This is a genomic window from Mesorhizobium sp. B2-4-7 (assembly GCF_006442685.1).
In the GTDB taxonomy this organism is placed as follows: domain Bacteria; phylum Pseudomonadota; class Alphaproteobacteria; order Rhizobiales; family Rhizobiaceae; genus Mesorhizobium.
Window position 1 is genome coordinate 119,967 of sequence record NZ_VFVH01000005.1, and the last position, 26,474, is coordinate 146,440.

General features: G+C 60.0%; 26 protein-coding genes. 5 read left to right on the forward strand and 21 right to left on the reverse strand.

Going from position 1 to position 26,474, the window contains the following annotated elements; all coding sequences use genetic code 11:
• Window positions 1–3: 3 nt before the first annotated feature.
• Entirely contained in the window at window positions 4–1,233 is a 1,230-nt protein-coding gene (locus FJ946_RS16200; protein WP_140565690.1) for an ABC transporter ATP-binding protein, read from the reverse strand.
• 3 nt (window positions 1,234–1,236) lie between these two features.
• Window positions 1,237–2,079 carry an ABC transporter permease gene (locus FJ946_RS16205; RefSeq protein ID WP_181167680.1) on the reverse strand — a complete coding sequence of 281 codons (843 nt, stop codon included), beginning with the start codon at window positions 2,077–2,079 and terminating at the stop codon, window positions 1,237–1,239.
• A gap of 605 nt (window positions 2,080–2,684) precedes the next feature.
• On the opposite strand from FJ946_RS16205, the gene FJ946_RS16210 reads away from it, so the two are divergent.
• Window positions 2,685–3,674, forward strand: coding sequence for an NAD-dependent epimerase/dehydratase family protein (locus FJ946_RS16210; RefSeq protein WP_140565685.1), 990 nt, complete (start codon window positions 2,685–2,687; stop codon window positions 3,672–3,674).
• A 328-nt stretch (window positions 3,675–4,002) separates the two neighbouring features.
• Here FJ946_RS16210 and FJ946_RS31440 read toward each other — a convergent pair whose 3' ends face one another.
• The 15 genes from FJ946_RS31440 to cyoA all read right to left on the reverse strand — a co-directional run bounded on the left by FJ946_RS31440 (window position 4,003) and on the right by cyoA (window position 18,130).
• Window positions 4,003–4,128, reverse strand: a complete 126-nt coding sequence (locus tag FJ946_RS31440; protein ID WP_263486168.1) for a hypothetical protein — start codon at window positions 4,126–4,128, stop codon at window positions 4,003–4,005.
• Between the two features lie 226 nt (window positions 4,129–4,354).
• The gene (locus tag FJ946_RS16215) at window positions 4,355–4,741 is read right to left on the reverse strand and encodes a c-type cytochrome (protein WP_224618831.1); all 387 of its coding nucleotides are present in this window, start codon (window positions 4,739–4,741) and stop codon (window positions 4,355–4,357) included.
• A gap of 1 nt (window position 4,742) precedes the next feature.
• Window positions 4,743–5,621: a cytochrome c oxidase assembly protein gene (locus FJ946_RS16220; RefSeq protein ID WP_140500657.1), complete on the reverse strand. Its 879-nt coding sequence runs from the start codon at window positions 5,619–5,621 to the stop codon at window positions 4,743–4,745.
• A complete protein-coding gene (locus tag FJ946_RS16225; protein WP_140500656.1) occupies window positions 5,618–5,959 on the reverse strand; it encodes a hypothetical protein in 342 nt (113 codons plus the stop codon). The genes FJ946_RS16220 and FJ946_RS16225 overlap by 4 nt, the downstream gene beginning before the upstream one ends.
• 1 nt (window position 5,960) lies before the next feature.
• On the reverse strand, window positions 5,961–6,566 hold the full coding sequence (locus FJ946_RS16230) for a cytochrome c oxidase subunit 3 (protein ID WP_140500655.1): 606 nt from the start codon (window positions 6,564–6,566) through the stop codon (window positions 5,961–5,963).
• A complete protein-coding gene (ctaD, locus tag FJ946_RS16235; RefSeq protein ID WP_140565683.1) occupies window positions 6,563–8,533 on the reverse strand; it encodes a cytochrome c oxidase subunit I in 1,971 nt (656 codons plus the stop codon). Before ctaD ends, FJ946_RS16230 begins: the two co-directional genes overlap by 4 nt.
• Window positions 8,530–9,543 carry a cytochrome c oxidase subunit II gene (gene coxB / locus FJ946_RS16240; RefSeq protein ID WP_140565680.1) on the reverse strand — a complete coding sequence of 338 codons (1,014 nt, stop codon included), beginning with the start codon at window positions 9,541–9,543 and terminating at the stop codon, window positions 8,530–8,532. The genes ctaD and coxB overlap by 4 nt, the downstream gene beginning before the upstream one ends.
• Window positions 9,540–10,073, reverse strand: coding sequence for a c-type cytochrome (locus FJ946_RS16245; protein ID WP_140565677.1), 534 nt, complete (start codon window positions 10,071–10,073; stop codon window positions 9,540–9,542). Before FJ946_RS16245 ends, coxB begins: the two co-directional genes overlap by 4 nt.
• Window positions 10,070–10,870, reverse strand: a complete 801-nt coding sequence (locus tag FJ946_RS16250) for a substrate-binding domain-containing protein (RefSeq protein WP_224618829.1) — start codon at window positions 10,868–10,870, stop codon at window positions 10,070–10,072. The genes FJ946_RS16245 and FJ946_RS16250 overlap by 4 nt, the downstream gene beginning before the upstream one ends.
• Window positions 10,871–10,919: 49 nt before the next feature.
• A complete protein-coding gene (locus tag FJ946_RS16255) occupies window positions 10,920–12,680 on the reverse strand; it encodes a methanol/ethanol family PQQ-dependent dehydrogenase (protein WP_224647516.1) in 1,761 nt (586 codons plus the stop codon).
• Window positions 12,681–12,802: 122 nt separating this feature from the next.
• On the reverse strand, window positions 12,803–13,525 hold the full coding sequence (locus tag FJ946_RS16260; RefSeq protein ID WP_224618825.1) for a heme-binding protein: 723 nt from the start codon (window positions 13,523–13,525) through the stop codon (window positions 12,803–12,805).
• Between the two features lie 429 nt (window positions 13,526–13,954).
• Window positions 13,955–14,365 (reverse strand): cytochrome o ubiquinol oxidase subunit IV, encoded by a 411-nt coding sequence (gene cyoD, locus FJ946_RS16265; protein WP_140565671.1) that lies wholly within the window; start codon window positions 14,363–14,365, stop codon window positions 13,955–13,957.
• Window positions 14,362–15,036 (reverse strand): cytochrome o ubiquinol oxidase subunit III, encoded by a 675-nt coding sequence (cyoC, locus tag FJ946_RS16270; RefSeq protein ID WP_140565668.1) that lies wholly within the window; start codon window positions 15,034–15,036, stop codon window positions 14,362–14,364. The genes cyoD and cyoC overlap by 4 nt, the downstream gene beginning before the upstream one ends.
• Window positions 15,033–17,036 (reverse strand): cytochrome o ubiquinol oxidase subunit I, encoded by a 2,004-nt coding sequence (cyoB, locus tag FJ946_RS16275; protein ID WP_181167678.1) that lies wholly within the window; start codon window positions 17,034–17,036, stop codon window positions 15,033–15,035. Before cyoB ends, cyoC begins: the two co-directional genes overlap by 4 nt.
• Before the next feature lie 2 nt (window positions 17,037–17,038).
• Entirely contained in the window at window positions 17,039–18,130 is a 1,092-nt protein-coding gene (cyoA, locus tag FJ946_RS16280) for a ubiquinol oxidase subunit II (RefSeq protein ID WP_348640504.1), read from the reverse strand.
• 449 nt (window positions 18,131–18,579) lie between these two features.
• On the opposite strand from cyoA, the gene FJ946_RS16285 reads away from it, so the two are divergent.
• The 3 genes from FJ946_RS16285 (at window position 18,580) to FJ946_RS16295 (ending at window position 21,071) form a co-directional block, all read left to right on the forward strand.
• Entirely contained in the window at window positions 18,580–18,885 is a 306-nt protein-coding gene (locus tag FJ946_RS16285; protein ID WP_140565665.1) for a preprotein translocase subunit YajC, read from the forward strand.
• A 228-nt stretch (window positions 18,886–19,113) separates the two neighbouring features.
• Window positions 19,114–20,109: a YihY/virulence factor BrkB family protein gene (locus FJ946_RS16290; protein ID WP_140565663.1), complete on the forward strand. Its 996-nt coding sequence runs from the start codon at window positions 19,114–19,116 to the stop codon at window positions 20,107–20,109.
• A 137-nt stretch (window positions 20,110–20,246) separates the two neighbouring features.
• Window positions 20,247–21,071 (forward strand): Ku protein, encoded by an 825-nt coding sequence (locus FJ946_RS16295; RefSeq protein WP_140565660.1) that lies wholly within the window; start codon window positions 20,247–20,249, stop codon window positions 21,069–21,071.
• Window positions 21,072–21,130: 59 nt separating this feature from the next.
• On the opposite strand, the gene FJ946_RS16300 is transcribed toward FJ946_RS16295, so the two are convergent.
• Window positions 21,131–21,499, reverse strand: a complete 369-nt coding sequence (locus FJ946_RS16300) for a hypothetical protein (RefSeq protein WP_140565657.1) — start codon at window positions 21,497–21,499, stop codon at window positions 21,131–21,133.
• Between the two features lie 244 nt (window positions 21,500–21,743).
• Here FJ946_RS16300 and FJ946_RS16305 point away from each other — a divergent pair, with 244 nt between their 5' ends.
• Window positions 21,744–22,196, forward strand: coding sequence for a universal stress protein (locus FJ946_RS16305; protein ID WP_140499425.1), 453 nt, complete (start codon window positions 21,744–21,746; stop codon window positions 22,194–22,196).
• A gap of 137 nt (window positions 22,197–22,333) precedes the next feature.
• Here FJ946_RS16305 and FJ946_RS31445 read toward each other — a convergent pair whose 3' ends face one another.
• The 3 genes from FJ946_RS31445 to FJ946_RS16320 all read right to left on the reverse strand — a co-directional run bounded on the left by FJ946_RS31445 (window position 22,334) and on the right by FJ946_RS16320 (window position 25,859).
• Window positions 22,334–22,939, reverse strand: coding sequence for a L,D-transpeptidase (locus FJ946_RS31445; protein ID WP_140565654.1), 606 nt, complete (start codon window positions 22,937–22,939; stop codon window positions 22,334–22,336).
• 249 nt (window positions 22,940–23,188) lie between these two features.
• On the reverse strand, window positions 23,189–24,256 hold the full coding sequence (locus FJ946_RS16315) for a helix-turn-helix domain-containing protein (RefSeq protein WP_140499423.1): 1,068 nt from the start codon (window positions 24,254–24,256) through the stop codon (window positions 23,189–23,191).
• Window positions 24,257–24,788: 532 nt separating this feature from the next.
• Window positions 24,789–25,859 carry an AraC family transcriptional regulator gene (locus tag FJ946_RS16320; RefSeq protein WP_140499421.1) on the reverse strand — a complete coding sequence of 357 codons (1,071 nt, stop codon included), beginning with the start codon at window positions 25,857–25,859 and terminating at the stop codon, window positions 24,789–24,791.
• Between the last annotated feature and the right edge of the window lie 615 nt (window positions 25,860–26,474).

Genomic DNA, 26,474 nt, shown 5'->3' on the forward strand with positions numbered 1-26,474 from the left:
GCGTCACTTCCTGACCACCCATCGATGCGGGAAGCTGACATTGCCAAAGCCAGGCTGGGCGCTGACCGGTCGATCGTCGAGCAAACCGGGCATGACATCGAACACAGCGGCCGTCTCGACATGGTCTTCGACCACCCTGTCGTCCGCCACCAGCGCTACGTCAATCCTGTAGCGCCCTGGTCTCAGCATAAGGCTGTCCACATGTACCGTGTAGACTTCGCCGTGACGGTCATGCAGGGATTGCTCCCGGCTATCAAATGAGGTCACAGGATCCCCGAGATCATCAATGATAGTCACAAGGCACTGCAATGTTTCGCGCGGCCCATCAACCTGAAGCCGAAAAGTTGCCGGCTGCCCGGACGCGACGGGACCCATTTCATTGAAAACTTCGATGCCGACCACACGGAGGCGGCCGCGCCCGGTGCGCGTGGATCGCACACTCAGATCGGTTCCTGCGCGGGCCTCAAGCGTCTGGAGATAATCCCGGACCACGTCCTGAGTCGGGCCGTCCGCCTGGATCGTCCCGCCGTCGATAAGGATTGCGCGGGTGCAAAGTCGCTGTAGAACCGGCATCTGGTGACTGACGATCAGCACGGTGCGGCCTGTCCCGGCGATGCTCGCTGCCTTGGCAATGCATTTCTTCTGGAACGTGGCATCGCCGACGGCCAAGACCTCATCGACCACCAGAATGTCGGGATTGACGTGGGCGGCAATCGCGAAGGCCAGACGCAAGTACATGCCGCTTGAGTATCGTTTGACAGGCGTATCGAGAAACGGCTCGACCCCGGAGAAATCCACGATCTCGTCAAGCTTGGAATTGATCTCGACGCGCCGCATGCCGAGTATGGCCGCGTTGAGATAAATGTTCTCACGGCCGGTCAGTTCGGCATGGAACCCCGTGCCGACCTCCAGCAAAGCTCCCAGCCGTCCATGTATCGTCGCGCGGCCGGAAGTCGGCTCCACGATCTTCGCCAGTATCTTGAGAATGGTGCTCTTTCCTGCACCGTTGGGACCGATCACGGCAAGGACTTCGCCTGCGTGCACCTCGAAGGAGGCGTTTTTCAACGCCCAGAACGGCTCGTCCGCACCTTTGCGGTGGCTTGTATCGGCCTCCCCGCGAAGACCCCGCCTTTTGCTGGCGAGCGCGTCTCGCAGCGTGGGGAAGCTGTTGTTCGCCACACCAAGTCTATACGCCTTGGAGAGATTGGCAGCCTGGATCACGATGTCGGTCATCACTCAGATCAGGTCCGGAAACGCGCGTTCGGATTTTGAGAAGATAGTCAGTCCGGCAACGAGAAGGGCTAGCGAGGAGAGCGTTGATATCGAGATCATGAGCCAGTCCGCAGGCGTGCCCAGCACGCTCCAGCGGATGGCTTCGACTGTCCCAACCATTGGGTTCAGACCATAGAGCGGCCGCCACAATTGAGGGACGAGATTGGCTGGATACACGATCGGGGTCATGAACAGAAGTATCTGAAGGCTGAACGGCAACAGATAGCCCACATCGCGAAAGCGAACGTTGATCGCCGACAATGCCACGCCCACTCCAGTCGCTGACGCAGCCATTACGAGCACGAACAGCGGCAAGAAGACTGCTTGTGGTGCCGGCCAGCTTCCGAATGCCAGCATGGCGGCGAACAAAAGAGCGAAGCCGACGAGCATATCGGTCAGGCATGAGGCCATCGTGGAGATGGGAATGATCAGACGCGGGAAATAGACGCGTTTCACCAGCTCCTGGTTTCTGACGAGGCTGCCCGTCATGCTGGCGACGGCTCGCGAAAAAAAACTCCATGGCACAAGCCCACACAGAACAAATAGCGGGTATGGCGCGCCGTTGGACGAAATGCCTGCGAGCTTGCCGAAGAAGATGCTGAAGACCGACATAGCAACGAGCGGCTGCAGCATTGCCCAAAGGATGCCCAGATAAGTCTGCCGGTATTTGACCTTGAAATCACGCCAGGCCAGGAAGAACACAACTTCCCGATATCGCCAAAGCTCGGAAGGTTCGAACAGTCCTCGCTTGCGGGACGGATCGATGATTGTCACGACAGCTGATTGCGCGCCTGTCTGGTCCGACACGATGATGGCGTCCGCCTCCCTTGACAGCCCCATTGAGGCTTACATTTCCGCGCAGTGCAATCAGCACTTTTGATGGTGCCTGCCGTTCACGAGCCTCACCATTCGAGAGCGCATAGCAGCCGCCCTCAATGCTCGACCAGATCCTCCGGAGGCGCGAGATCGCGCCGCATATCCCCGTTGTTCGATAAGTCCAACCAGACGGAGGGCATTTCTCGCACACGGACTTTACGTTCGATCCGGATGCGAACGAACACCTGCCCGGGCCGTCTGAGTTTCTACCGCTATTCTCCCACCTGTGCTGGGTTGTCGAGGATACATTTCCCTATTGAACTTGTGGTGATGTTATGCCCATCGAAGATAGTCAGGCTACAGAAATCTTTCGTTTTTACAGTGTAGTGTATGCACTGCACCGCTGGTGACAGGGTCCTTAAGATGTGCCATTGTCCAATGGGGTGGTACTATTTGCGCGGATTTGGGTTGTTCGGGCGATGCGCGTTGCGCGAACCATCATTGCGTGGAGGGAGTGACATCTCATTGGCAATTCAGACGGCTTGACGAGTCAGCGTTCATAGCTCCTGAGCAAGCTGCAAAGCTTTGGGTCGGAAATGAAAAGTGTTCTTGTCGCGGGAGCAGCCGGGTTCATCGGATCCCACCTGGTTGATCGACTGTTGTTAAGGCAAGAAATCAATCGAATTGTTGCTGTTGACAATTTCTGGACTGGTACTCGTGCCAATCTGGATCATATCGCCGACCCTCGCTTGGTCGTGGTAGATGTGGCTGTTGAAGATTTTCAGCAGGGGAGCCTTTTTGACGAGATCTATCATCTCGCCTCGCCTGCTTCGCCTCCCTGGTATATGCAAGATCCGGTACGAACCATCTCGGCCAACGTAATAGGAACTATGCGGCTTCTGACCCTTCTTCGCGCCGGGGGCCGTTTCTGTTTCACGTCCACGTCTGAGGTTTACGGCGATCCGCTGGTAACGCCGCAACCGGAAACTTACAGGGGCTCCGTTGATTGCACGGGGCCGCGTTCATCGTATGACGAAGGTAAGCGTTGCGCCGAGGCCCTGCTTTTTGAGAGTAACCGATTGAGCGGGCTCGACATTCGAGTTGCAAGATTGTTCAACGTCTACGGACCTAGGACACGACCTGACGATGGACGTGCAGTATCAAATTTCATCACGAATGCGCTGTTCGGCAAACCTATAGTCGTTTTTGGCGACGGCTTGCAGTCGCGGAGTTGGGGATACGTCAGCGATATCGTGGACGGCCTAGAACAATTCTTCTGGGGGGAGGAGCATGGTTATATTGGTCCCCTGAACATCGGAAACGATCGCGAGATTTCCGTTGTCGATGTTGCCCGTTACGTCGCGGGCTTGGTGCCAGGCACCAAAATCGTGCATGTTGATCCGATCCCCCAAGATCCGACGAACCGCTGTCCGGACTTAACTCTAGCGCGGAGGATCGTCCCCGGCTGGGCCTGTCAAATACCTCTTGAAGAGGGTGTGCGCCTCACCCTGGACTGGTTTCGCCGCCAGCAACAGAACGATTTGTCCAGTGTGTCCTCAGACTCGATGGTTGCCGCATCGGTGTGAGTGGGATCCGCCCGATAAAATGTGACCGAAAAAGGGGAGAAATGTGCTCGCCGCAATCCGGTTCCTTCGACCAACGTCGCGGTATGTTCAACCGGCCAGTTCGATGCTGTGAACGCGCGCTTCTGTGCATCGTTCAGGGCCACCGAAGGCGACATACAAGTGCGGGAGGCTCCTCCCGCGGCAATGCATGCTTCCTCCAACGCATGGTCGGCAACCTTATGGGTGTTCGAGCGGCGCGGATGGCCTTGGCGACGATCCCAGTTCGTGATGGTCACTCACATCTTGCGCTGGCAGGTAATAAAGCCCGTACGACCGGACGGCTGGGCGATCAGAGGCAGTGGCATGTCTTGATCAGGAAGATTACTCCCACGGAGTAAGGCAGGGCTAAAAGCCCCAAGGCGATCCAGAAGCCGGGTTCGGCCATTGCGGCGAGATCTGACAGAAGTTGCTTCATGTCGCCTCAGTCCTCGCCCCTGATCGCTCCGCATCCGATCCACAAGGAAAGAGCCCGCTCTTGAGGGAGGGGGAAGCGGGCTCTTGGCTGGGGCTTATGGCCCAGCAGCACGGCGGACTTGAATTTGTACTGCGCCGGCTGCTGTCCAAACCGTGATCGGGCAGCTTTGTTCCCCGTCGTCGGCTATGGTCCTGGGCGCAGCCCGTGGTCCCGCCGAAGCGGCGGTCTATCTCAAAGCATAGAGATAGGCGGCGATGTCACGCGCTTGCTGCTCGGTGATGCCGGTGGATGGCATGGCGGTGTGCGGATTAATGTCCCTTGCTGACCGTATCCAGCGGATCATGTTCTCCGGATTGTTAGCCAGCACACCGCCAACATAGATCCTGTCAGATAGACTGGCGTCCAGGCGTGGGCCGACGTGGCCTACCGCACCGGGTACACCGGTGATGGTGTGGCAGCCGGCGCAGCCATTCGCCAGCATGATCGGTATCGCACGTGCACCGACGCCGCCGGTAGCGGCATCCGCCTCTTGCTGCACCCGACGGGCTCGGTCGGCCCACAATGCGAGCGCGCCGCCCGCGACGACCAGCAGAATGCACACGGCGATGATCAATTTAGATGGGCCAGGGCGCATGCGCGACCTTCCTGGTTCCGCTCGTCGTTATCCAGAGGCCGGCCAGCAATAGCGCTGCCCCGCCATAGATAAGGCCGGCCGGGACCCACATAACGAGCCCGGCAAGCTGCTGGTCCTCGATCGGGCTTAAATTCCACACTGCCGCCCCGGCAGCATTCTCCGGGTACCAGAGCTTCGGCGATAGAAGAAGCAGGACGCCGAGCAGGCCGGTGTGCAGGGAGGTGAAGAAAAGATGCATCACGGCATTTCCATAGGTCTGCTGTTGGCTTGGGCGCGGCAGCAACGCCCACCAGAAGAGCAGGCCTGTGCCGAGGAAGCTCGCATGTTGGGCATAGTGCAGCACGCCATGCTCGAGCGCTGCCTCAAACAGGACCGGAATGTGCCACACCCATATCGCGATCCCGTGAACAATCGTTGCGGTGACAGGCCGGCTCGCAAAGGTCCAGAGCGCTCGCAGCGATTTGCCATGCCCAACCATACCCAGGGCACGCCGAAACGTTACGGGAAATGCCCACAGCAGAGCAGGGGCGGGGCAGGCGATGACCAGCAGCGGCGCCGCCACTGCCATCAGCAACTCGTGCTCGATCATGTGCGCGACAAACAGCCGCTCGCCGAGAGCATGGATCGGACTGACCAACGCTGCCGTCAGTACGCTCCAGCCGGCGGCAAACAGCAGCGCCTGACGCATCCGTAGCGGACGGCCGCGAGTGCTGCGGCGCCACAGCCGCATCGCACCGGCCATGTAGATGAGCGCGACGGCCGTCAGCGGGGCCGTGATGGGAAGCGCAAGTGTCCATCCGGCCTCGGGCGCGCCGGAGCCATAGCAGATCGAGGTGGAGAAGAGCGTGGCCAGGTTCATCGCAGACACTCGTCCAGGATAAGTGCGGCGCTTCCCTGCATGATGATGACCAGTGCAAACAGGAGAGCCGCCAGCATGCCGAGATCGGCGACGAAATGCTCGGTACCGCGCGTGCGTTCTGCTTTGAAAGCAGCGCCGCCTTGCCGCTTTGCCTGCCAGGACAGAGCACCGCCCAGAAGCGAGAACAAGGCGAGCAGCAACGCTAAGGGAAGCACGACCGGCACCTGGTGATTGCATTGCCAGGGAACCAGCGAGTAGTTCAGTTGCGTCGAGACTGCCCAAGCCAACGGGCCCGACAAAAGCCCACCCCAGGAAGTTCCCAACCGGACCGCGCGCATGTCAGCCGAGCCTCGGTACCCAGTAGATCAGCAGATAGATCGGAAGCCAGGTTGCGACCACGAAATCCCAATAGAAAACATTGTCGCCGACGTCGCCGAAGCGTCGCCCGCTATAGCCATGGCGCGTGAACATCAGCACCGTCAGCACGATCGTATCGCCGACATCTGTTATCAGATGCGTGGTGTGGAGCCCGAGCAGCACCCAAAGCATCGAGCCGTAGGCGTTCGTATCCCAGTAAACGTTCAAGGCCGGAAACTCGAACCAGCGCACAAGGAGCGGGGCGAGGCCGAGCAGCGACATGACAACCAGTCCGATCCGCACCGGCACGATGGCGCATTGCTTGGCATAGCGATCGAGGATGTGGTTCGGCACCAGGCTGGCGATCAGCAGCAGCGTGACGATCGTTCCTGGCCAATGGTTCGGCTGCGGTGCACTCAACGGCCATTCAGGCCAAGAGACCGCCAAGTAGAGATAGGCGGCTGCGGCGAGCGCAAAGCCGGTGCCCTCCAGAGCCATGAAAGCGAGCGTGCCCCACCAGGTCGGGCTGCGCGGACCATGCCCAAAGGTGGGGAGACCGGAAACATCTGTGACGGGACGCTCGTTCATTCCTCGTCCTCCGGATCACCTTTTGGCCAGAACCAGCCGATCAAGGTGACGGCGATTGGCAGGGCGCCCCACACGATGGCCCAGGGGGTGAAGATCGAATAGAGAAACGTGCCGCCTACGGCGAACGCTGCAAAGAGCGGCCAGATCGACGGTGTCGCCGATTTCTCGCGAATGTCGGGATGGGCTTCAGCGACTGTCGAGACCAGCAGCTCGCGCGCGTCGACGCGAAGCCCGGTCGCTACGGGAAGAGCGTCGCGCTCGGCCCAGAGTGGCTCCGCGTTGGTGACGACCGGAATGCGCGCGAAATTATAGCTCGGCGGCGGCGAGGGCGTTGCCCATTCCAGGGTGCCGGCCTCCCAGGGATTGTTGCCTGCCGCTGCGCCTTTCAACGCGCCATGCACAAGATTGAAGGTGAACAGGACGAAACTCAGGAAGAAGACCACCGCGCCTGCTGTTATGAACAGGTTGATGTTCCCCCAGCCAAGCTCGGCCGGATAGGTGTAGACCCGTCGCGGCATGCCCCACAGCCCCACGATGTGCATCGGGAAAAAGGCGGCGTTGAAGCCAATGAAGGCCAGCCAGAAATGCAAGCGGCCCAGGCGCTCGCTCATCATTCGGCCGGTGACTTTAGGAAACCAGAAATAGGCCGCACCCAGCAGCGGGAATACCGATCCGCCGATCAGCACATAGTGGAAATGCGCGACGACGAAGTAGGTGTCGTGCACCTGCAGATCCAGCGGTACGGAGGCCAGCATGACGCCGGTGAGACCGCCGATGACGAAGATGAAGAAGAAGCCGAACACGAACAACATTGGCGTGCGGATCACCGGTCTGCCGTCCCACATCGTTGCCAGCCAGCAGAAGATCTGTACGCCGTTGGGAATAGCGATCATCATGCTGGAAGCGGTGAAGAAGCTGGCGCCGAGCTTGGGCAGGCCTGTCGCGAACATATGGTGGACCCACAGGCCGAAGGACAGGAAGCCGACCGCGATCAACGACAGAACCATGCCGAGATGGCCGAACACCGGTCGCCGGGCGAAAGCCGGGATGATCGAGGAGACCATGCCGGTCGCCGGCAGGAAGATGATGTAGACCTCGGGGTGACCGAAGAACCAGAACAGATGCTGGAACAGCAAGGCATCACCGCCTTCGGCCGGGTTGAAGATGTGTGTGCCGACCAGCCTGTCGAGGATCAGGAATGTCGAGGTGATCATCACCGCCGGCATTGCGAAGACGATGACAAAGGAGGTGACCAGCATCGCCCAGACGTATAGCGGGATCTTGTCCAGCGACATGCCGGGAGCACGCTGCTTCAAGATCGTGACGATCGTCGCCACTGCCACAGCCAGTGAAGACACCTCGGTATAGGTAATCATCTGCGCCCAGACGTCGGCGCGCTTGCCAGGGGCGAATTCGGGACCGGACAGCGGCACATAGGCGAACCAGCCGACGTCCGGCGCCATGTTGAGAGCGAAAGACACCCAGGCGAACAGGCCGCCCGAAACATAGACCCAATAACTGAACGCATTCAGCCGCGGAAACGCGATGTTGCGGGTGCCGACCATCAGCGGCACGAGATAAATGCCGGTCGCCTGCACGATCGGTACCGCGAACAGGAACATCATCGTGACGCCGTGCATGGTAAACAGCTGGTTGTAGAGGTCCGGCCCGATCAGCCCACGCTGTGGTCCCGAGAGCTGAACACGCATAGCCACTGCGTTGAGCCCGCCCAGACACAGAAAGACAAAGGCAGTGATCAGATAGCGCCTGGCGATCACCTTGTGGTCGACGCTCGACAGCGCGCCGATGATGCCCGGGGGCGTACGCCAGGTGCGCTCCAGCCACCGCTGGAGATCGGCTTGCTCCATGCCGGTATCGCGCGGTCCGTCATGCTCGGGAGCGAGATCTCCCTTTGCTTGCGCCTCCGCCCGCAGGTCACGTCCGCTCGTCAGGTCGGCGCTGGTCATTTCAGCCCCTCGAGGTAGGCAATGATGGCATTGAGCTCGTCGCCATTGAGAGCCGTTACAGGCATGTGGGAGCCGGGCTTGATGCCTTGCGGGTCGGTGATCCAAGCGGCGAGATTGCCGCGGCTCATCGTCAGCGTTCCGGCTGCGAGAGTTTGCCGGCTGGCTATATGGGTAAGATCGGGCGCTACCGTGCCGCCTGCGGGTGTGCCGCCGATCCTGTGGCACATCACGCAGGGCCGCTGGAGGAAAAGATCCGCGCCGGCCTTGGCTTCGGCATTGGTCGGAGCGGCGGCAGGCCGCAACTGGTCGTCCAGCCAGGCATCGAACTGCGGCCGCGGCTCGGCAATGATGAAGGTGCCCATGTTGGCGTGCTGCGCGCCGCAGAACTCAGCACATTGACCACGATAGACGCCTGGCTTGTCAGCCCTGATGTCCAGCACATTCATATGTCCGGGGATGAGGTCGAGCTTGCCGGCAAGGCTCGGCACCCAGAAGGAGTGGATTACGTCTGTTGAAGTCAAAAGAAGCCGAACCGGCTCGCCGGCCGGAATATGGATCTCGTTCGCCGTCGTCAGGATGCGGCTTGGCTGAGCATTCTCGTAGCGCACTTCCCACCACCATTGGTGGCCGGTCACGCGGACCGTCAGCGCCTCGTCCGAGCCGATCCCGGCAAGCGTCCTGTTGGCGAAAAAGCTCAACAGGGTCAGCCCAATTAGAATCGCCGCAGTCACCCCAACCGCGGTCAAGACCACGCGCATTTTGCGATGTTCGGAGGCGAGGTCGAGCACGAGCGGATCTTTTCCTGTTCGAACTCGCTGGAACAGGGTAGCGACCAGCACGACCATCACCAGCATCCACACGGCCGCGCACAGGGCAGTGAAAAACCAGATCAGCCAGGCTAGCTCGCCCGCGGCCGGGCCTTTCGGATCGAGAGCGGACTGCCAGCCGCAGCAACCTGAAAGCGCCAGGAGAGCGGCTGCGCAACACGCTTTGGGAAAAAATCGTTTCACGGCGATTTCCCCAGCGTCGCGGCATCGGGGAGGCGATTTTCCGACGGATGGACCATCATGTCGTCGTTACGCTGCGGTGCGGCGGAGGAGGGGGCGTTGCCGCTCAGCGAACGTACGAAGGCTGCAAGCTCCCAAATCTGATCATCGGGTATCTTGTTTCGGAAGCTAGGCATGCCGTTAGGCCGCCCGTCCCGGATCGTTGCGTGGATACTCTCGATCGAGCCGCCGTAAACCCACTTCTCATCCATCAGCGCCGGTCCCATGCCGCCGCCGCCATTGGCATGGCACCCCGAGCAATTGAACCAGCTGAACAGGCGCTTGCCCTCGCTGAGATGAAAGGCGTTGGCCTCGAAGCTGGCCGCCTTGTTGTCGCTCGGGAGCGGCCTTTGGCCGCCTGGCTCCAGCGCAGTCACCGGCGTTGGCTGTTGGCCGGACCCAAGGGCCGATTGCGGACGTGTGTCGCGCTCTTCCCGCTGGCAAGCGGCAAGGGCCAGCATCGCCGACAAGAGCACGGTGAGGTTCCGCCTCATCGGTCCGCGCTCCCGCCGGTATCAAGGCGCGGCACACCGTATCGGGCCAGGGTCGCGTCGATCTCAGCCTTGTGCTTGGCAAGGGCTGCATCCACTTCGTCGCGCAGCGCGTCGTCCCCGCGTCGGACGCCCATGGAGATGTCGTAGACCATTGGCAATTGAGGCCCGTCGATTCGAGGTGTCACGGGCGTGATGCGCAGCGGTGTCTTCTGCTTGGCGATGAAATAACCAGCGAGCGGGCCCCAGACGACGGCAACATCGATCTCGCCGCTGGCCACCGCCTCGACAATGCGCGCGGGCGGGTTGGGAGCCGAATAGTCGCCATAGACTGGATAGCCGACGAGATGACCGACAATGCCGCGGCGGCCGAGTGCCTGGGCCGGTGGGGAGTTGGCCCCGTCATCGCCGATGAGCTGCACGCCGATGCGCAGAGTGCGCAGGCGTGGATCGTTGAAAGACGTGATCTCGGGACTGTCCCGCCGCGTCACGAAGACATAGGTCGAGCGGTAATAGGGAGCGGTGGCGCGGAGAATTTCGAGATTGGCGGGAGTGCCAGGTATGAGATCGCACAGGCCTGCCTTGAGCGTGTTGCGAACGAAACCGCGGCGTTGGGCCCACCAGGTATAGGAAAGTCTTGCATCCAGCTCTTTGGCGATGATCTGGGCAATCTTGTTTTCGAAGCCCTGTCCAGCGGCGTTGGAAAACGGCATGTTGTTAGGGTCGGCACATACCTTGAGTTCACGTGCGTCGGCGGCAACCGCGAAGAGCAGCGAGGCAAACGCTACCACCGCGGCCACAAGACGCCCGTTCGCCTCGCGTCTTCGAACTGCCTTCAACTCGAAAGCATCAGGGGAGCCGGAACACATAGAGCGTGCCTCCCGCCGTGGTCGCGTTCTTCAGGTCTTTCATCGCGTTGACGAAGCCGAGCGCGGCGGTAGCGTCGCGCGGGTCGAGGTCGCCCGATACGATCGCGCCGGCCCAACCGCCGACGCCCGACAGGATCGCGACATATTGGTGCCCGTCGGGGCCGCGATAGGTGACCGGCTGGCCGATGATCCCGGACGAGGTCTTGAACTGCCAAAGCAATTCCCCTGTCCTTGCGCTCACAGCTTTGAACCAGCCCTCCATTGTGCCGTAGAACACGACATTGCCGGCGGTGGCGACCGCGCCACTCCACACCGGAAAATTCTCTTTCAGGTTCCAAGCTGGCTTTGCGGCCGCGATGTCCCAGGCGGTGAAAGCACCGCGGTTGCCACCCGGGCCCGGGATCATGCGCACATTCATGCCGACATAGGGAGTGCCGGCGATGTAGTTCACCTCGAGGCCCTCTTCGTCCATGCACAGATTGTTGTGTGGGATGTAGAGCAGTCCTGTCTTCGGCGAGAACGCAGATGGCTGCCAATCCTTGAGCCCGGATGCTGTCGGGCAGATATCCCGGATCACCCTGCCGGTGCCGGTCTTCTTGTCCGGGTTTTCGATCAGGCGCCCGGTTTTCAGATCGACGCCCTTGCTGGAATTGACGGCCCCATAGGGTGTCGCTGACAGGACTTCCCCGGTGGTCCGATCCAGAATGTAGAGATAGCCGTTGCGCTCCGGGCGGACGAGCACTTTGCGCGGCTTACCCTGCCAATTCATATCGAGCAGGATCTGCTCGTTGATGCCGTCGTAGTCGTGCAGGTCGTGCGGGCTCCATTGGTAGAACCATTTCGCGGCTCCGGTATCGGGATCGCGCGCGAAAATCCCAGAGGTCCATTTGTTGTCGCCGGGCCGAAGGTCCGGATTCCACGGCCCTGGATTGCCGGTCCCGTGATAGATCAAGTTGAGGTCCGGATCGTAAGAGATCCAGCCCCACATGTTGCCGCCGCCGATCTTCCAGGCTTCCGGCGGCCATGTGGTCACGCCAAGGTCCTTGCCCTTGTCCATGTCGTAATGCGGCTTGAAATCCGGCCCGATCAGCACGTCCTTGTCCGGTCCGGTGCCGTAAGCCGTCCAGACGACATGTCCGTCGCCCGCGTCCAGCGCCTTGACCCAGCCGCGCACACCCATCTCGCCGCCGGAATTGCCGACCAGCACTTTGCCCTTCACCACAAGCGGCGCCATGGTTATGGTCTCGCCGATGTTGATGTTGCCGACATGCGCGTTCCACACCGGTTGGCCAGTGGCAGCATCCAGCGCGATGGTGTGACCATCCAGCGTGTTGAAGAAGAGGCGCCCGTCGGCGAAGACCGCGCCGCGGTTGACGACGTCGCAGCAGGCAACGCCCTGCGCGGCAGGTTCAGGATTTGGCTCATATTTCCATTTCATCGGCGCGCCCGGCTTGGAAAGATCGAGCGCGTAGACGATGTTTGGAAAAGGGGTCACGATATACATCGTGTTGCCGACCACGAGTGGCGCCGCTTCCTGACCCTTGTTCACTCCGGTCGAAAAAGTGAAGGCAACTTGAAGGTTCCTGACATTGTCCTCGTTAATGTCCGCCAGTTCGCTGTAGCGCGTCGAGGCATAGTTCTTAGCCGGCATTGTCCATTGGCCGTCATCAGGTGGCGCGGCCGCGGCGGGCGGTGCGATGGATGGTGTCACCGCGGACTGCGCGGCCGCGGCGTTCAGCAATGAGCAGCTTGCGGCCAGCACCAGCCACTTCAACGGCCTAAAGTCGAAACCGCGGCCCCTTTCCGCTCCTCGGCCGTCTGGTGTCGCAGATGCGTATTTCCCCGCCACTTTCAGAGATCCCCTCATTTGCGGATCGAACCTCCCACTCCGGCGCCGAGTTCCGCCGCGACGTCCGCCTCGGTTCCCGCGCACAACGGATGACCCCAGCCGGAGGCGCTCTTTCCGCCAGGATCGAGATCGTAGACGATGGCGTCCTTGGCGTTGGGGTTGACGCCCGCCGGAACCTTGTCCAGGCCCAGGGCCGCACGCAGGCGCCAAGCGACATTGTGATCGGCGCAGGAGGAGTCGCCGCTGATGCCAAGCCCGCCGACAATCGTTTTGCCGTCGTAGAGAGCAAGGCCGCCGCCAAATGCCACGACGCCGCCGATCGGCTTGCCAATCAGCGGATCGCTCGCACTCCCAAAGGTCTTGCTGTCGCCGGCATAAGCGGCTGCCTGGTCGACAGGATTGGTAAGCTGCAAGCCGAACAAGGGGCCACCCGGCTGAACAGAAGCATATAGATTCGCCGTCGAGAGAGCCATCTGGGCAACGCTGAGCCCGTTGGCCGTGCTGGCCTTTTCGGCTGCGATCAGCCGGCTGCCGGGCCACTGCGCATCGCTGGTGGGGCCGCTGAAAGCAACGGCGCAAACTGTCCCGTCACGCGTAACGATCGCCGCCCATTCATTGGTCTCGAAGCCGCCATTGGCGGGGCCTCCGCTTGCTTTGACGTTTGCCTTGAGGGCAGCCAGGAGCTTGGCGTGGTCGGCGGGGCAGGGTAGCTGTGCCCAGGCCCTGCTTTGCAGCAATGCACAATTAACGAGTACCAGGAGGCTGAAAGCCAGGGAGGAAAGCTGTGGGCGACCCATGATCCGGAGCATTCGTTGAACACAATGTGGAAAGTGGGAGCGCTCACAGAGCAAGGAATCCTCGCCCGATCCCTTGGCAAACTGAGCTATGTTCCCACACTTTCAATGGAACTCGGACGAGGCCCCTATGTTCCTAGTTCCTGAAATTATGATGGAAGGCACAGACGTTGCGACCATGGGCAGCAGCTCATTCTGCCGCCGACCGTGAGCGGGCCGATATAGACATTGCCGGGCCAAACAGCTCGACCAGCTCCTCACCGCTCTCCGCACCTATGGATTTTCGACGCCTGAAAGTGCAGACGCTATGCGCAAGGTAACCGAACCGACGGACAGGCGGTTTTGCGCCCAGGCCACAGACCTGGAACCGCGTTATGGCATCATGTGAGCCTGTTGCGCATCCATCGCTCCCATGTTCTGGCTGAGATGATTCATGATCCACACCGAGCCCAAAACGACCAAGGTCACGATCAGCACACCGAAAGCGAGCGCGAGCACGTTGTTGGTGTTGTCAGGTCCTGTCGTCAGGTGCAGGAAGAAGACGAGATGGACGCCCATTTGTGCGATGGCAAGCACCGTCAGGGCCGAGATCACGGCCGGCTGGTAAATTAGATCGGTTTGTGCCGCAATGAAGGACGCCACTGACAACAGGATTGCCAGGCCAAAGCCCAGCAGATAGCCGGAAAGGCCTCCCGCCACCTCGTGTTCCTCGCTGCGTTCTTCGCCTGGTGCGGAATCGCGGCGGTCAAGCATGTCCTCGTTCCGGCTGTCCATTTCGCTCATGATGACGCTCCCAGCAGATAGACCAGGGTGAAGATGGCGATCCAGATGATGTCGAGCGCGTGCCAGAACAGGCTGAAGCAGTGAAGCCGGCGCAATATGTCGGGAAGAAAGCCTTTTATCCAGAGCTGCGCCATCATGGTGCCGAGCCAAAGCAGGCCAAGTCCAACATGAGTTCCGTGGCAGCCCACAAGGGCGAAGAACGCGGACAGGAAGGCGCTGCGTGATGGGCCCGCCTGCTCATTCACCATGGCCGCGAATTCCTGCACCTCCAGGAACAGGAAGGCTGCACCAAGCAGGCCGGTCACCAGCAACCAGAACTGGGTGGCGGCCATTGACCGGCGGTGGGTCGCGAGCATCGCAAGGCCGCCGGTGAAGCTCGAGGTGAGCAGCAGCGCCGTCTGTGCCGCGACGCGCGTCAACTCAAACAGCTCCTTGCCTGTTGGCCCGCCCGCCGCCGAATTGGACAGGACGGCATACGCGGCGAAGAAAGCCGAGAACATTATGATGTCCGACAACAGGAAGATCCAAAAGCCGTAGGCAACCGTGACGAACTTCGAGGCCGGGCCTCCCTCGCCGTGGCCGGTCGCCGAGAACACGTGATGGCCATGCCCTGCGGTGCGGCCCAGCCGGTGGGGATCGCGCGTTGCGGTGCCGGCGGGGATGTCGCTCATGCCACACGCTCGCGTCTACGCATCCAGGCAAGCTGGGCTGCCTTGCGGTCAAGATCGATGCGGCCGACCTCGTCGGCAGGGATCTCGTAATCGCCATGCTCGCGCCAGGCGAATACAACGAAGGTGGCATAGGCCCCGATGAAGCCGACAACCGCCAACCACCAGATGTGCCAGATGAGCGCGAAGCCAATCAGAGTGCTGAAGAAGGCGGTGACGAAGCCTGTGGGGCTATTGCGCGGCATCTCGATCGCCTCGTAGTCCTCTTCGGTCTCCTGACTCTGCTCGTCCATTGCCCTTTGCTTGATGGTCCAGTAGGGCTCCTCGTTTTCGACATGCGGCAGCCGCGCGTAGTTGAAGACGGGCGGCGGCGAGGATGTCGACCATTCCAGCGAGCGCCCGTCCCAAGGGTCGCCGGTCTCGTCGCGCAACTCGTCGCGATGCCTGATCGAGACGACGAGCTGCGTGATCTGGCATGCGGCGCCGACGATCATCACCACGATTCCGAAGGCCGCCACGACAAGCCACGGCGCCCACATATCCATGTCGATATGCTGAAGGCGGCGGGTCATGCCGAGAAGGCCGACGATATAGAGCGGCACGAACACCAGAATGTAGCCGGCAAGCGTGACCCAGAACGCCGCCTTGCCCCAACCCTCATGCAGCCGGAACCCGAAGGCTTTCGGGAACCAGTAGGTGAAGCCGGCAAAGGCCGCGAACAGCACGCCCGAGATGATGACGTTGTGAAAATGCGCCACGAGAAAGAGCGAATTGTGCAGCATGAAATCGGCCGGCGGAACGGCGAGCAGCACGCCGGTCATGCCGCCGATGATGAAAGTGGTGACAAAGCCTAGCGCCCACAGCATTGGCGTTTCGAAGCGCACGCGCCCGCCATACATGGTGAAGAGCCAGTTGTAGATCTTGACCCCGGTGCCGACGGCGATAACCGAGGTGGCGATGCCGAAAGCCGCATTGACATCAGCGCCGGCGCCCATGGTGAAGAAGTGGTGCAGCCAGACCATGAAGGAGACGATGCAGATGAACATCGTCGCCGCAACCATCGAACGATAGCCGAACAGCGGTTTCGACGAGAAGGTCGAGAAGATCTCCGAATAGATCCCGAAGGCGGGAAGCACGAGGATGTAGACCTCGGGGTGACCCCAGGCCCAGATGAGATTGACGAACATCATCTGGTTACCGCCGGCTTCGTTGGTGAAAAAATGGAAGCCGAGATAACGGTCGAGGGTTAGCATGGCGAGGGTTGCGGTAAGGATAGGGAATGCGGCGACGATGAGCATGTTGGAGGCAAGCGAGGTCCAGCAGAACATCGGCATGCGCAGATAGCCCATGCCTGGCGCGCGCATCTTGAGGATGGTGGTCGCCAGGTTGACGCCCGTGAGCAGGGTGCCGACGCCGGAGATCTGGATCGACCACAAATAATAATCGACGCCGACGCCTGGCGAGTAGGTCGTCTCCGACAGCGGTGCATAAGGTAGCCACCCGGTGCGCGCGAACTCGCCGACGACGAGCGAAATGTTGACGAGCAGCGCGCCGGTCGCGGTCAGCCAGAAGCTCACTGAGTTCAGCGTCGGGAAGGCGACGTCGCGGATGCCGAGCTGCAGCGGGATGACGAAATTCATCAGCCCAATGACAAAGGGCATCGCGGCGAAGAAGATCATGATCGTGCCGTGGGCCGAAAAGACCTGGTCGTAGTGCTCCGGCGGCAGGTATCCCGGCCCGTGGATGGCGAGCACCTGCTGGGTGCGCATCATGACGGCGTCAACGAAGCCGCGCAGAAGCATCAGCGCCGCCAGCACGATATACATGACGCCGATCCGCTTGTGGTCGACGGAGGTTATCCACTCATGCCAAAGGTAGGGCCAGTAGCCTTTGATCGTTACCCAGATCAGAACGGCGGCGGCGGCGAGGAAGACGATCAGGGCCGCGCCGAGCGGAATAGGCTGGTCAAAGGGAACGGCCGACCAGTCGAGCTTGCCGAGCATCGTCATCCTCCTTCATCGTGCTGGTGAGCCATGGGCGGCGCTCCCGCCTTGGGCTCAGCTTTCGGGCTCACCTGCGGCTCTCCGGCGGCGGTTCCAGCAGGTCCCGGCCCCGGAGGTAGCGTCTGGTGCACGACCGCATCGAACAAGCCCGGCTGCACATGGCCGAACGAGGATGCCGGCGCGTTGATGCTTTGCCTGGCAAGCTGGCGATAGGCGCTGGCGTTGAGCACGCCGCCTCCGCCATGCAAGGAGGAGGCCCAACTGGCGAAGGCGTCAGCCGAGACTGCCCTGACACGGAAATTCATGTCCGAAAAGCCATCGCCACTGAAATGCGCCGACAGGCCGAAGTACTCGCCCTCGCGATCAGCCTGCAGGTTGACCTCGGTCTGCATGCCGTTCATGGCATAGACCATGCTGCCGAGCTGGGGCACAAAGAAGGTGTTCATGACGCTGGCCGAGGTCAATCTGAAACGCACCGGCATGCCGGTCGGAATAACCAGCTGGTTGACCGTTCCGACACCTTGATCGGGATAGAGGAACAGCCACTTCCAGTCGAGCGCCACGACTTGGATTTCGAGTGGCGGCCGGCTGGAGTCGATCGGCTTGCGAGGATCGAGATGGTACGATCCATAATAGATCAAGCCACCGAGGAAGAGGATGGTCAGCGTCGGAATCGACCAGACGATGAGCTCGATCCGGCCGGAATAGGTGAACTCTGGATCATACCGAGCCCTGCGGTTCGAGGCACGGAATATCCAGGCGAAGGCAAGCAGCGCGACCAGCGTCGGAATGACGATGACCAGCATGACGGCCAGTGAGTTCAGGAGGATCGTGCGGTTCCCCGCGCCGACCGGTCCCTGCGGGTCGAGCACGCCTCCCGCGCAACCCGACAGGGTTACCGCCGCGAAAATCCAGAGAAGCGATAGGCCTCGACTACAACGGTGTAACACTGGAAAACATCTTAGCCAGCCGCCGTCCCGGGGATGAGTACCTGCATAACTGAGGCGCGGGCTGCTTGTTCCGCAAAGATGCGCTTTTGTCTCCAACGGCGAAGGGCGCTGCATCGAGATGACGGAGCGTCTCGCGCGCCCCATGCTCCGATCTCAACTTGTTCTACGTCAGCGTTACGGCAAGCTGGCGCCCGTGTGGTCGGCCTGCCTTGTCGGCCACGCAATTCGCCTCAACATTTCGCGAAAAGAGACTGCGCCTAACGTGCTGCAGGCTGGATGCTTCTCCTGCGGGAACGGACAGCAAATGTCCAACTCGGGGGTACCGCCGGTGCTACGGCGAACGCGAGCCCTACAAGATGCAACCCAACCTCGGGCGAGACGCCGTTGCGCGCTGGGACGTTTCGCGATCACGCAATATCGGTTGGCTTGGCTCTTAAAGGTTCCGCCCCCGTGTGCTCCTCCCCGGCGAGCTGTTGAGCCCGCGGCTCGCGATCCGCGTCGGCACGTCTCCGATTGCCTGCTATGTAGGTGCGATTTCAGGCAACCAACTCGAGCTGCCAGCATTGATTTGGGATAGTCTCGGGAGAAATGCCATGCTGCAATTCAACCTGCCTCGAGAAGTTGCAATCGGTGATGAAGTTGCCCTGACGAGTACGGTCATGGACATGCTTCCCAGTGGGCGCGCCAGGGTGAGCATCCCCTCCTATGATCGTCCTTATGCGATCGATGCGCCCCCCAGAACTCACGTCGGAGACAAAGTCGTTCTTGTTGGGGACGTCACTCGGGTCGATCCTGAAACCAACAAGCTGAGCGTACGGATTGACTGTGGCGGGGTGGTTACCGTCGACAAATCGGCGATCATAAGGCTCAAGAAAAATTGCGCGGCCCGAAATGGCTGACGCATCACCCTGCGACGTAAGGCTCGCCAACGAGGCCGAGCTCGCGGGATGGGATTATCCACGCCATCTCACCGCGCCAGCCTTACCGACGGGCTGCGCTCGATGAAGCTTGACCCCAACCCGCGCGCTGTATCGGCTACGGGAAGCCCTGTGCGACGAGCCGTGACAGGCATGATCGAGATAGGTCGCGACGCTCCGCGTCCCATATGGCGTGACTGGTGAGGGGAGATGCCACACTGGGTTCGCGGTACCTGGATTCTCTTGAAGGACGCCGTCACCGGCTTCATCGACGATAATGCGTTGAGCCACGGGGCAGCGGTGGCTTTCTACGCCACGACATCGCTGGCGCCGATCCTTCTGATCGTCGTGGCGATCGCCGGTCTGGCCGTGGGCAAGGATGCGGCCCAGCTCGCCCTGTCAACGGAGATATCCGGCGCGATGGGCGCGCAGAGTGCCGATCTACTCAAGGCGACGATCGAGACGGCTTCGCACCGATGGTCCGGGACGCTTGCCACGCTCATCGGATTGGTGACGCTCTTCTTCACTGCCTCCGGTGTTTTCGGTGAGATGCAACAGTCGTTGAACGAGATCTGGAAGGTAAAAGCCGACGGCCTGTCGCTTTCGCGCCTGGTGCGGGCGCGCGCGGCAAGCCTCGGCCTGGTTGCCGCGTTGGGCTTCATGCTGCTGGTATCGCTGGCGGCAAGCGCAGCGATCACCGCGCTGAGCGATGTCATCAATCACCACCTGCCGTTCGGCGAACTGGTGCTCGGCACCGTCAACACCGTTGTCTCTTTCTTGCTAATTGGGCTGCTCTTCGCCGCGATCTACAAGGTCTTGCCGGATCGCACGCTCAAATGGCGCGATGTTGCCGTCGGTTCGGTGGTTACTGCGTTGCTGTTCACCATCGGCAAGTCGCTGATCGGCTGGTATATCGGCACCAGCGCGATAGCGACTTCCTACGGAGCGGCAGGCGCGCTTATGGTGGTGCTGCTTTGGGTCTACTATTCAGCGCAGATATTCCTCTTCGGTGCAGAAATTACGCGCGCTTACTCGGTCAGGCGCGGAAGCCGGCCAGACCTTGCGCCGGTAGTGGCGTTGAGCGGCGACAAGATAGACACGCCGCGCCGGCCTGAGGTGCATGACGGCGAGATCGCCGCATGGATTGTGGTAAGCAGCCTGATCACCGCGCTGCTCTCGCATTTGTCGCGGCGAAAGCAGGATTGACGCCGCGCGGGGGCACCGTTGGCATGGAAAGCCGCACCATCCGTGATGCGATCGCGTGCGTCGATGCTGATCAGGCGGGCGGAACGGAACGATCCGGCTGACGTTTGTGCCAAGGATCGGCGCGACAGGAGGACTGCATGGCGGCCCCACGAGCAGTTTGGAAAGGGTTTCTGAAAGTCGGGTCCGTGTCGTGCGGAGTGAAGCTTGTGGGTGCAACCAGCGAGGCATCGAAAATCCACTTCAAGATTTTGAATCGGAAAGATGGATTACCCGTCAAGGCTGCCTATGTTGACGAAGAGACGGGCGATGTCGTCGTTAGCGAAAACCAAGTCAAAGGCTACGAGGCAGACGCGGGCGATTTCATCAAGGTCGAACCGGACGAGATCAAAAAGCTAAAGATGACGTCTGAGCACACGCTTGAGGTCGACGAGTTTGTCGCCATCAAGGATATCGATACGCGCTACCTGGAAAAGCCTTATTACCTGATCCCTGCCGACGGTGCTTCCACCGAGGCCTTCTCCGTGCTGCGCGAAGCGATGGCCAAGAAGGGCGTGGCGGCGCGGTCCTGCGTGGTGCTGTACCAACGCGGGCGCGAAGTCGTGATACAGCCATATGGCAAGGGAATGCTGCTTACCGAGTTGCGGACCCATGACGAGATGATCTCGGAAGAGACCGTATTCAAAGACCTGGAAAGCCATGAATATGACCAGGAACTGCTCGAAATCGCAGGCCTGCTGATCGACAAAAAAGTGACCAAGTTTGATCCGTCGAAATTTGAAGACACCTACGAGGATGCGCTCATCGCGTTGATCGACGCAAAACGCAAGGGCAAGCAGCCGCCCAAACCGGTGCCCCCGCCCAAGGAGAACGTTATCGATCTGGCGTCGGTTCTCCGCAAGAGTCTCGCCAAGGAGGGGATCAAGGACCGCCCCAAAGCCAAAGCCGGACGCAAATCGGCATAGTCGCGGATCTGGCTGTCTGCTTTCTTCGAATTATGACCGAAAACGATCCTGTGCCGGGATCAGAAAAGATCGATTGGTCGCTCGGGCTCGGGGCTTCCGCCCGAGTCATTCGCGCGGTGCAGGGGCGCCTCGCCTTTAACCCCAAGATGCACGTCCCATCGACTGCGAAAAGGCGGGCTTTGCAGACAGGCGGTGACGGCTGCCGCCCCTTCAGTCAATAATGTGCTTCTTTTCACATGGAGATACTCACCGAAAGATACATTGATCAAATCATATTGTTCGATTTTGGGGTCGAAAGGGGAATCGCCAACATATGCACGTCGCAATAAGGAGAATTGGACGAGATGCAATTCATTGGGATAAATTGCACATAACGCAATGACTCGATGAATTGTAGGTTGAGCGGGCAACAAAGGCATTGCGAACATCTGTCGTCTTGTCTGTGATTTAACCATAGCTGGTACACGAAAAGGCAATTGGTGATCGTCGGGCCGGGCTAGCGCTATTCCTCCGCGGTTTGGAGATGGTGCGTCCGCTCCCGAATGTGCCCAGCGTCGCGATACAAGCAGCGTGAGTTGGATGTCCAAGAGAGGCTTGCAGTGCACCAACGTGCATATCTCGACGAGTGTTGGTGTTGCCGGAACCGTGGTCGACCAGGCAGGGAGAACTCAGATGTACACTCATATCCTCGTGAGCACGGATGGCTCCGACGTCGCCAGGAAGGGCGTTGAGCAGGGGATAGCCCTGGCGAAAGCCTTGGCTGCCAAGGCGACAGTTGTCACGGTCACGGAGCCAATGCTGATTGACTATGGAACCGGATTTACCTCCGGGTCTATTCCTTCGCAGGAGGAGGTTGATAGTTTTGAGGCCGCGAGCAAGGAATTCGCAGGGCAAGTCCTCGATCAAGTCAGGGAGGCAGCCGACCGGATGGGGGTTTCCGCAGAATTTCTACATGTCCCGGATACCTACCCGGCCAAGGCGATTATCGACACCGCCAAGTCACGAGGCTGCGACCTGATTGTGATGGCTTCCCATGGCCGTCGTGGCATCAGAAAGCTTTTGCTGGGAAGCCAGACGTCGGAGGTTCTCGCGGATGGAAGTGTGCCTGTATTGGTCGTGCGGTAGCCAAACGAAACCGGAGAAGCGCCGGCTTCCTTTGCGCTCAACCTTCCGGAGAGACGGTGTCCTGTGACGAGGATGTCTCCACGCGTCGGCCTCGGCATTTAGAGGTGCCGCGCAATGGCATTCATGATTGCCGCAGGCTAGACAACGATAACGCGCGCGCCGTTGCGCATCGTTCCGAAGAGTTCAAAAATATGCTCGTTCAACATCCTGATGCAGCCGGATGATGCAGCTTTTCCAATGGTCCACGGCTCATTGGTCCCATGAATGCGATACAGCGTGTCCTGGCCATTGCGATACAGATACAGCGCCCGGGCGCCGAGAGGATTGTTTGGGCCTCCCGGAACGCGCTGCGGCAAGCTCGGATTACGGCGTCGCATGTTGGCGGTGGGGGTCCAGGTCGGCCATTGGGCTCTTCGTTCAACGATGGCCTCTCCACCCCATCTCTGTCCATCCCGACCGACAGCGATGCCGAAGCGGATCGCCCTGCCTGCGTCTTCGACATAGTACAGGAAGCGCTCCTGCTTGTTGATTAGGATTGTTCCGGCGGTTTCCCTACCCAAGTAAGGCACCGTTTGCCGACGGAATTGCCGGGGGATGCGCGTCTTGTCTACGAGAGGGATGTCAAAAGGCTTATCTGGAATTCTCCCGATATACCAACTCTTTTGGGAAGCTTCCGCATGCCCGGACAGCGCCAGAAATGATATTCCCCCAACGATCACGGATCGTCTGCTCAAAGAATTCACCAAATGAACCTCCGAAATTTAATGACTTCTTGGCTGGTATTTTATGAGCTTCGATGAGCCTGCGCTATCGGGACCAACATTTCTGACATCGGCCTCTCCGCTGAGGGTGCAATCTCATGCCATACGAGCGCCTCGTCAGACTGCGGGGTGTTCCCGGCGGGCAGTTCGAACCGGCGTCCAATCTCCAGCTTCGCCAAGGAATGGGTTCACTCTTGTCTTCGACAAGATTACCTCAGCCGAAGATTCCAATCACGTACTCGAAAGCTGATGGCTGAGAAGGCAATTGTTGGCCAGGAGGCTGTTCAGAGAAGGTTTGCCGTTGTTCGACCGCTCCGCCAACGGAGGGTGCTTGAGGCCCAGCCAGCCCGCCTCCCGCGCCTCTTTGGGCGAGATTCCGAACTCGCGCCTGAATGTCCGGCTATATGTCGAGGGATCCATGAAGCCCCACTCCTCCGCAATGCTCGAAATCGGGCGTCCATCCGCGATGTTTCCGAGCGCGTCCCTCGTTTTCAGCAGCCGCTGTCGCCGGATATAGTGCGAGATTCCTCCGGCTGGTTCGAAAATCCGATAAAGTCGAGAGCGTGAAATGCCGAGGTCTTGCGAGAGCTTTCCCGGTGTCAGATTCCGGTCGGCCAGATTGGCTATTATGATCTTGTTCGCGCGGGCCATGATGACCGCGTCGATCGGCTCCTGTGCTTCGAAAAAGTGATCCCGGGACGGGGAAATGCACGCGGCAAGCAGGCTGGTGGTCGCCGATGCGACATACGGGACGTCGCTTTCCGTGCGATGGGGGAAGGAATGATAGAGCAGCAGAACATAGTCGGCGACGAATGCGGCCATCTCGGGCCGGATATCGAGCGTGAAGGGTTGCGAGAAGGCGAAATCCCGCGGAAGGAATAGCGCAAGGACACCGTCATCCTCACCCTGGTCTTCATGGGGTGCACCCAGGCATTGCCAGCGCAGCTGTCCCATTCTTGGCGTGCCGCCGCCCGCGGGGATTGTCTGGGGCACCGAAAGAGCCCAGTGGTCGAACACCGGACTCTTTCTGCTGCGCCACCGCCGACGGTACCCCATCCCGGGATATTCGATGAAAGCCAGCACGAGGCTCTCCAACCGCCACGCCCGCTCGCGCGCAGAGAACGAGCCGAACTCGTCTCGCAGCAATTCGACGTCGGCTATATTTGAGTGCCAACTCCGGAAAAGGTCGAATTGCTCGGGCGGTGGCGCCTGCGAGGTATCAACGTCTACGACGCATCTTAGAGGTTCTGGGGTCCCGATCGTTTCGCTTTCGCTGACAATTGATGGCTTGTCTTGCATTGAGGCAAACTCATTGCTTGAAAGAGGGTGACGGCAACCCCATGGAATTCTCGATCAAGAGACCAGACGTATCGGGCTCATCCCCGGCGGATGTAGCCGCGGCGAGATCGAGGTTATGGGACTTGAAATCCCGACACCCGCACCTGCTTGGGTGGTATAGAACCAGTCGACAAGAACATCTCGCCCAGCCAGCAGAATCGATGATGTGCGGATGTCGGCAGCGTGTATGGCAACTGCTCCAGCGACCGGCTCGCCAAGAGTATCGCTTCGTACTGTTACCTCCATCACAAGCTCCTATCGAGCTAGTAGATCAACAATGAACGATGTGCTTTTCGCAAGGAGACGGTCCTGACAATTAAAAACCCAGAGTGGAGTTATCGAAAATCGTGATGCTAATGACGAGGACACGGCCGAGCTTAAACGGTCATCGATTTTTGAAAAATATGCGAGGAATCCATAATATGGGTTTGACGTATATTTCTTGTAGCTTGTGGGATGATCTCCAGGCGCCCCGACCTCTGCCAGGAATCCGTCACTGTCTTGAAGAAAGGGACAATCCCAATGAATTGTTGATCAGAAGGTTGCTCAGGATGCCAGCATCCGCGAGGGGCTCATCCACAGTCAGCCAGGTCGAATGCTTGACGCCCTGCCACCCGAGTTCGCGCGCTTCCCTTGGAGAGATGCCGAACTCTGTTTTGAACATCCGGCTGTAGGTAGACGGATCTTGGAAGCCCCATACTTCGGCAATGCTGGAGATCGTTCGCCTGTCCGAACTGTCCGCTAGAGCGTCGCGCGTTTTCAGCAGCCGCTTGCGCCGCACATAGTTGGACACACCGCCCACCGGCTCGAAAATCCGGTAGAGACGGGAGCGTGAGACACCGACCGCGCGGCAGAGTTTGTTGGGCGTCAAGTCGGGATCGCTCAACCTCTCTGCGATACGCTTGGCAATCCGAGCGGCAGACACCGCGTTCACAGGCCCTTGCGCCTCTGCCAGATGATCTTTTGTCGGCATAAGAGCAGCCGCGGAAATGTTGGCAGTCGCGGTGACGATATGGGGCAGATCCGCTTCTCTCAAATGAGGAAGTGAGCGGTGCAGCAGAACGGCGTAGTGCGCAAGAAAATCCAGTGCCTCGTCGCTGGCTTCGATTTTCGATGATCTGGTTGCCGGCCATGTGCGGGGCAGAAACAGTGTGATGAACAGATCATCGTTGCTCACTCCAACATCGGGCAAGGCCAGACACCTCATGCGGGGCCGACGAGATATCATCTCGCCGGCAGCAGACTGCGAGAACGGCACGGACAGCATCCAGTGATCCAACAGGGACCGTCTGCGATGTTCCCATTGTATCTCGTAGCCGGAGCCTGGGATTTCGATGGAACTCAACGCCAGATCGCCCAACTGCCATACCTGATGACGAGCCGGGAACACGGCGTGCTCGGCCCGAAGAAGCTGTATTTCGGCAACCCCAGCAAACCATGATCGATAGAAATCAAACTGTTCGGCTGGGGGTGCCGACAAGCTATTTACGTCGATGGCGCATCTTAGAGGCTCATCCGCAAAAGGGTCGGTGGGAATGCCGGCAGCGGTTACTCTCGCGTCCATAACAAACTCCTGTCGTACATGAGACGCCGAAGTATAGGCAGCTCAAGAGGTCGGCAGGCCGTTTCCCGCAAGGAAACCGACAATAAAACACACCCTCAACCTGCCGCCGCGGATGAGATTGATTTTGAGGCAATCTTAAGCCGGAGATGCTCCCCTAGAGTGGGCTAGGAATCCCAAACGTAGACAATGCGTTTATTTCTCGTGGAAGCTGGGACAGCGTTTTCGCATCGTATTTACCCTTGCGACTATGGCCATTCTCATCGGCGCCGAGCGCGCCATGTGGAGTGACCTTGCGTTTCTCTTGCTTGCGACCAACCGGTCGGAAGGTTTGTCGCGGCCCCACTGAGGTCGCGCCATCAGAATCTCCTGACGGCCAACCAATTTCTATCCACTTTCCGACGGAGTGCCCGAAAGCTCTCGGATTGGGGTGGTTCAGCAGGCAACTAGGCCGAATGCGGGCTGCACATAGCTGTGATGAGGCCCTACGCGTAGGTGTGTCGTTGGCTTTAGGATTCGCCGACCGCGGGGGATCCGGCATTTCTGCCGACTGCCTCCGTCCACAGGAGCCGACGGCTTCATCGTCTTCCCATCCTGATCAAAATGCCTGAGGCACCG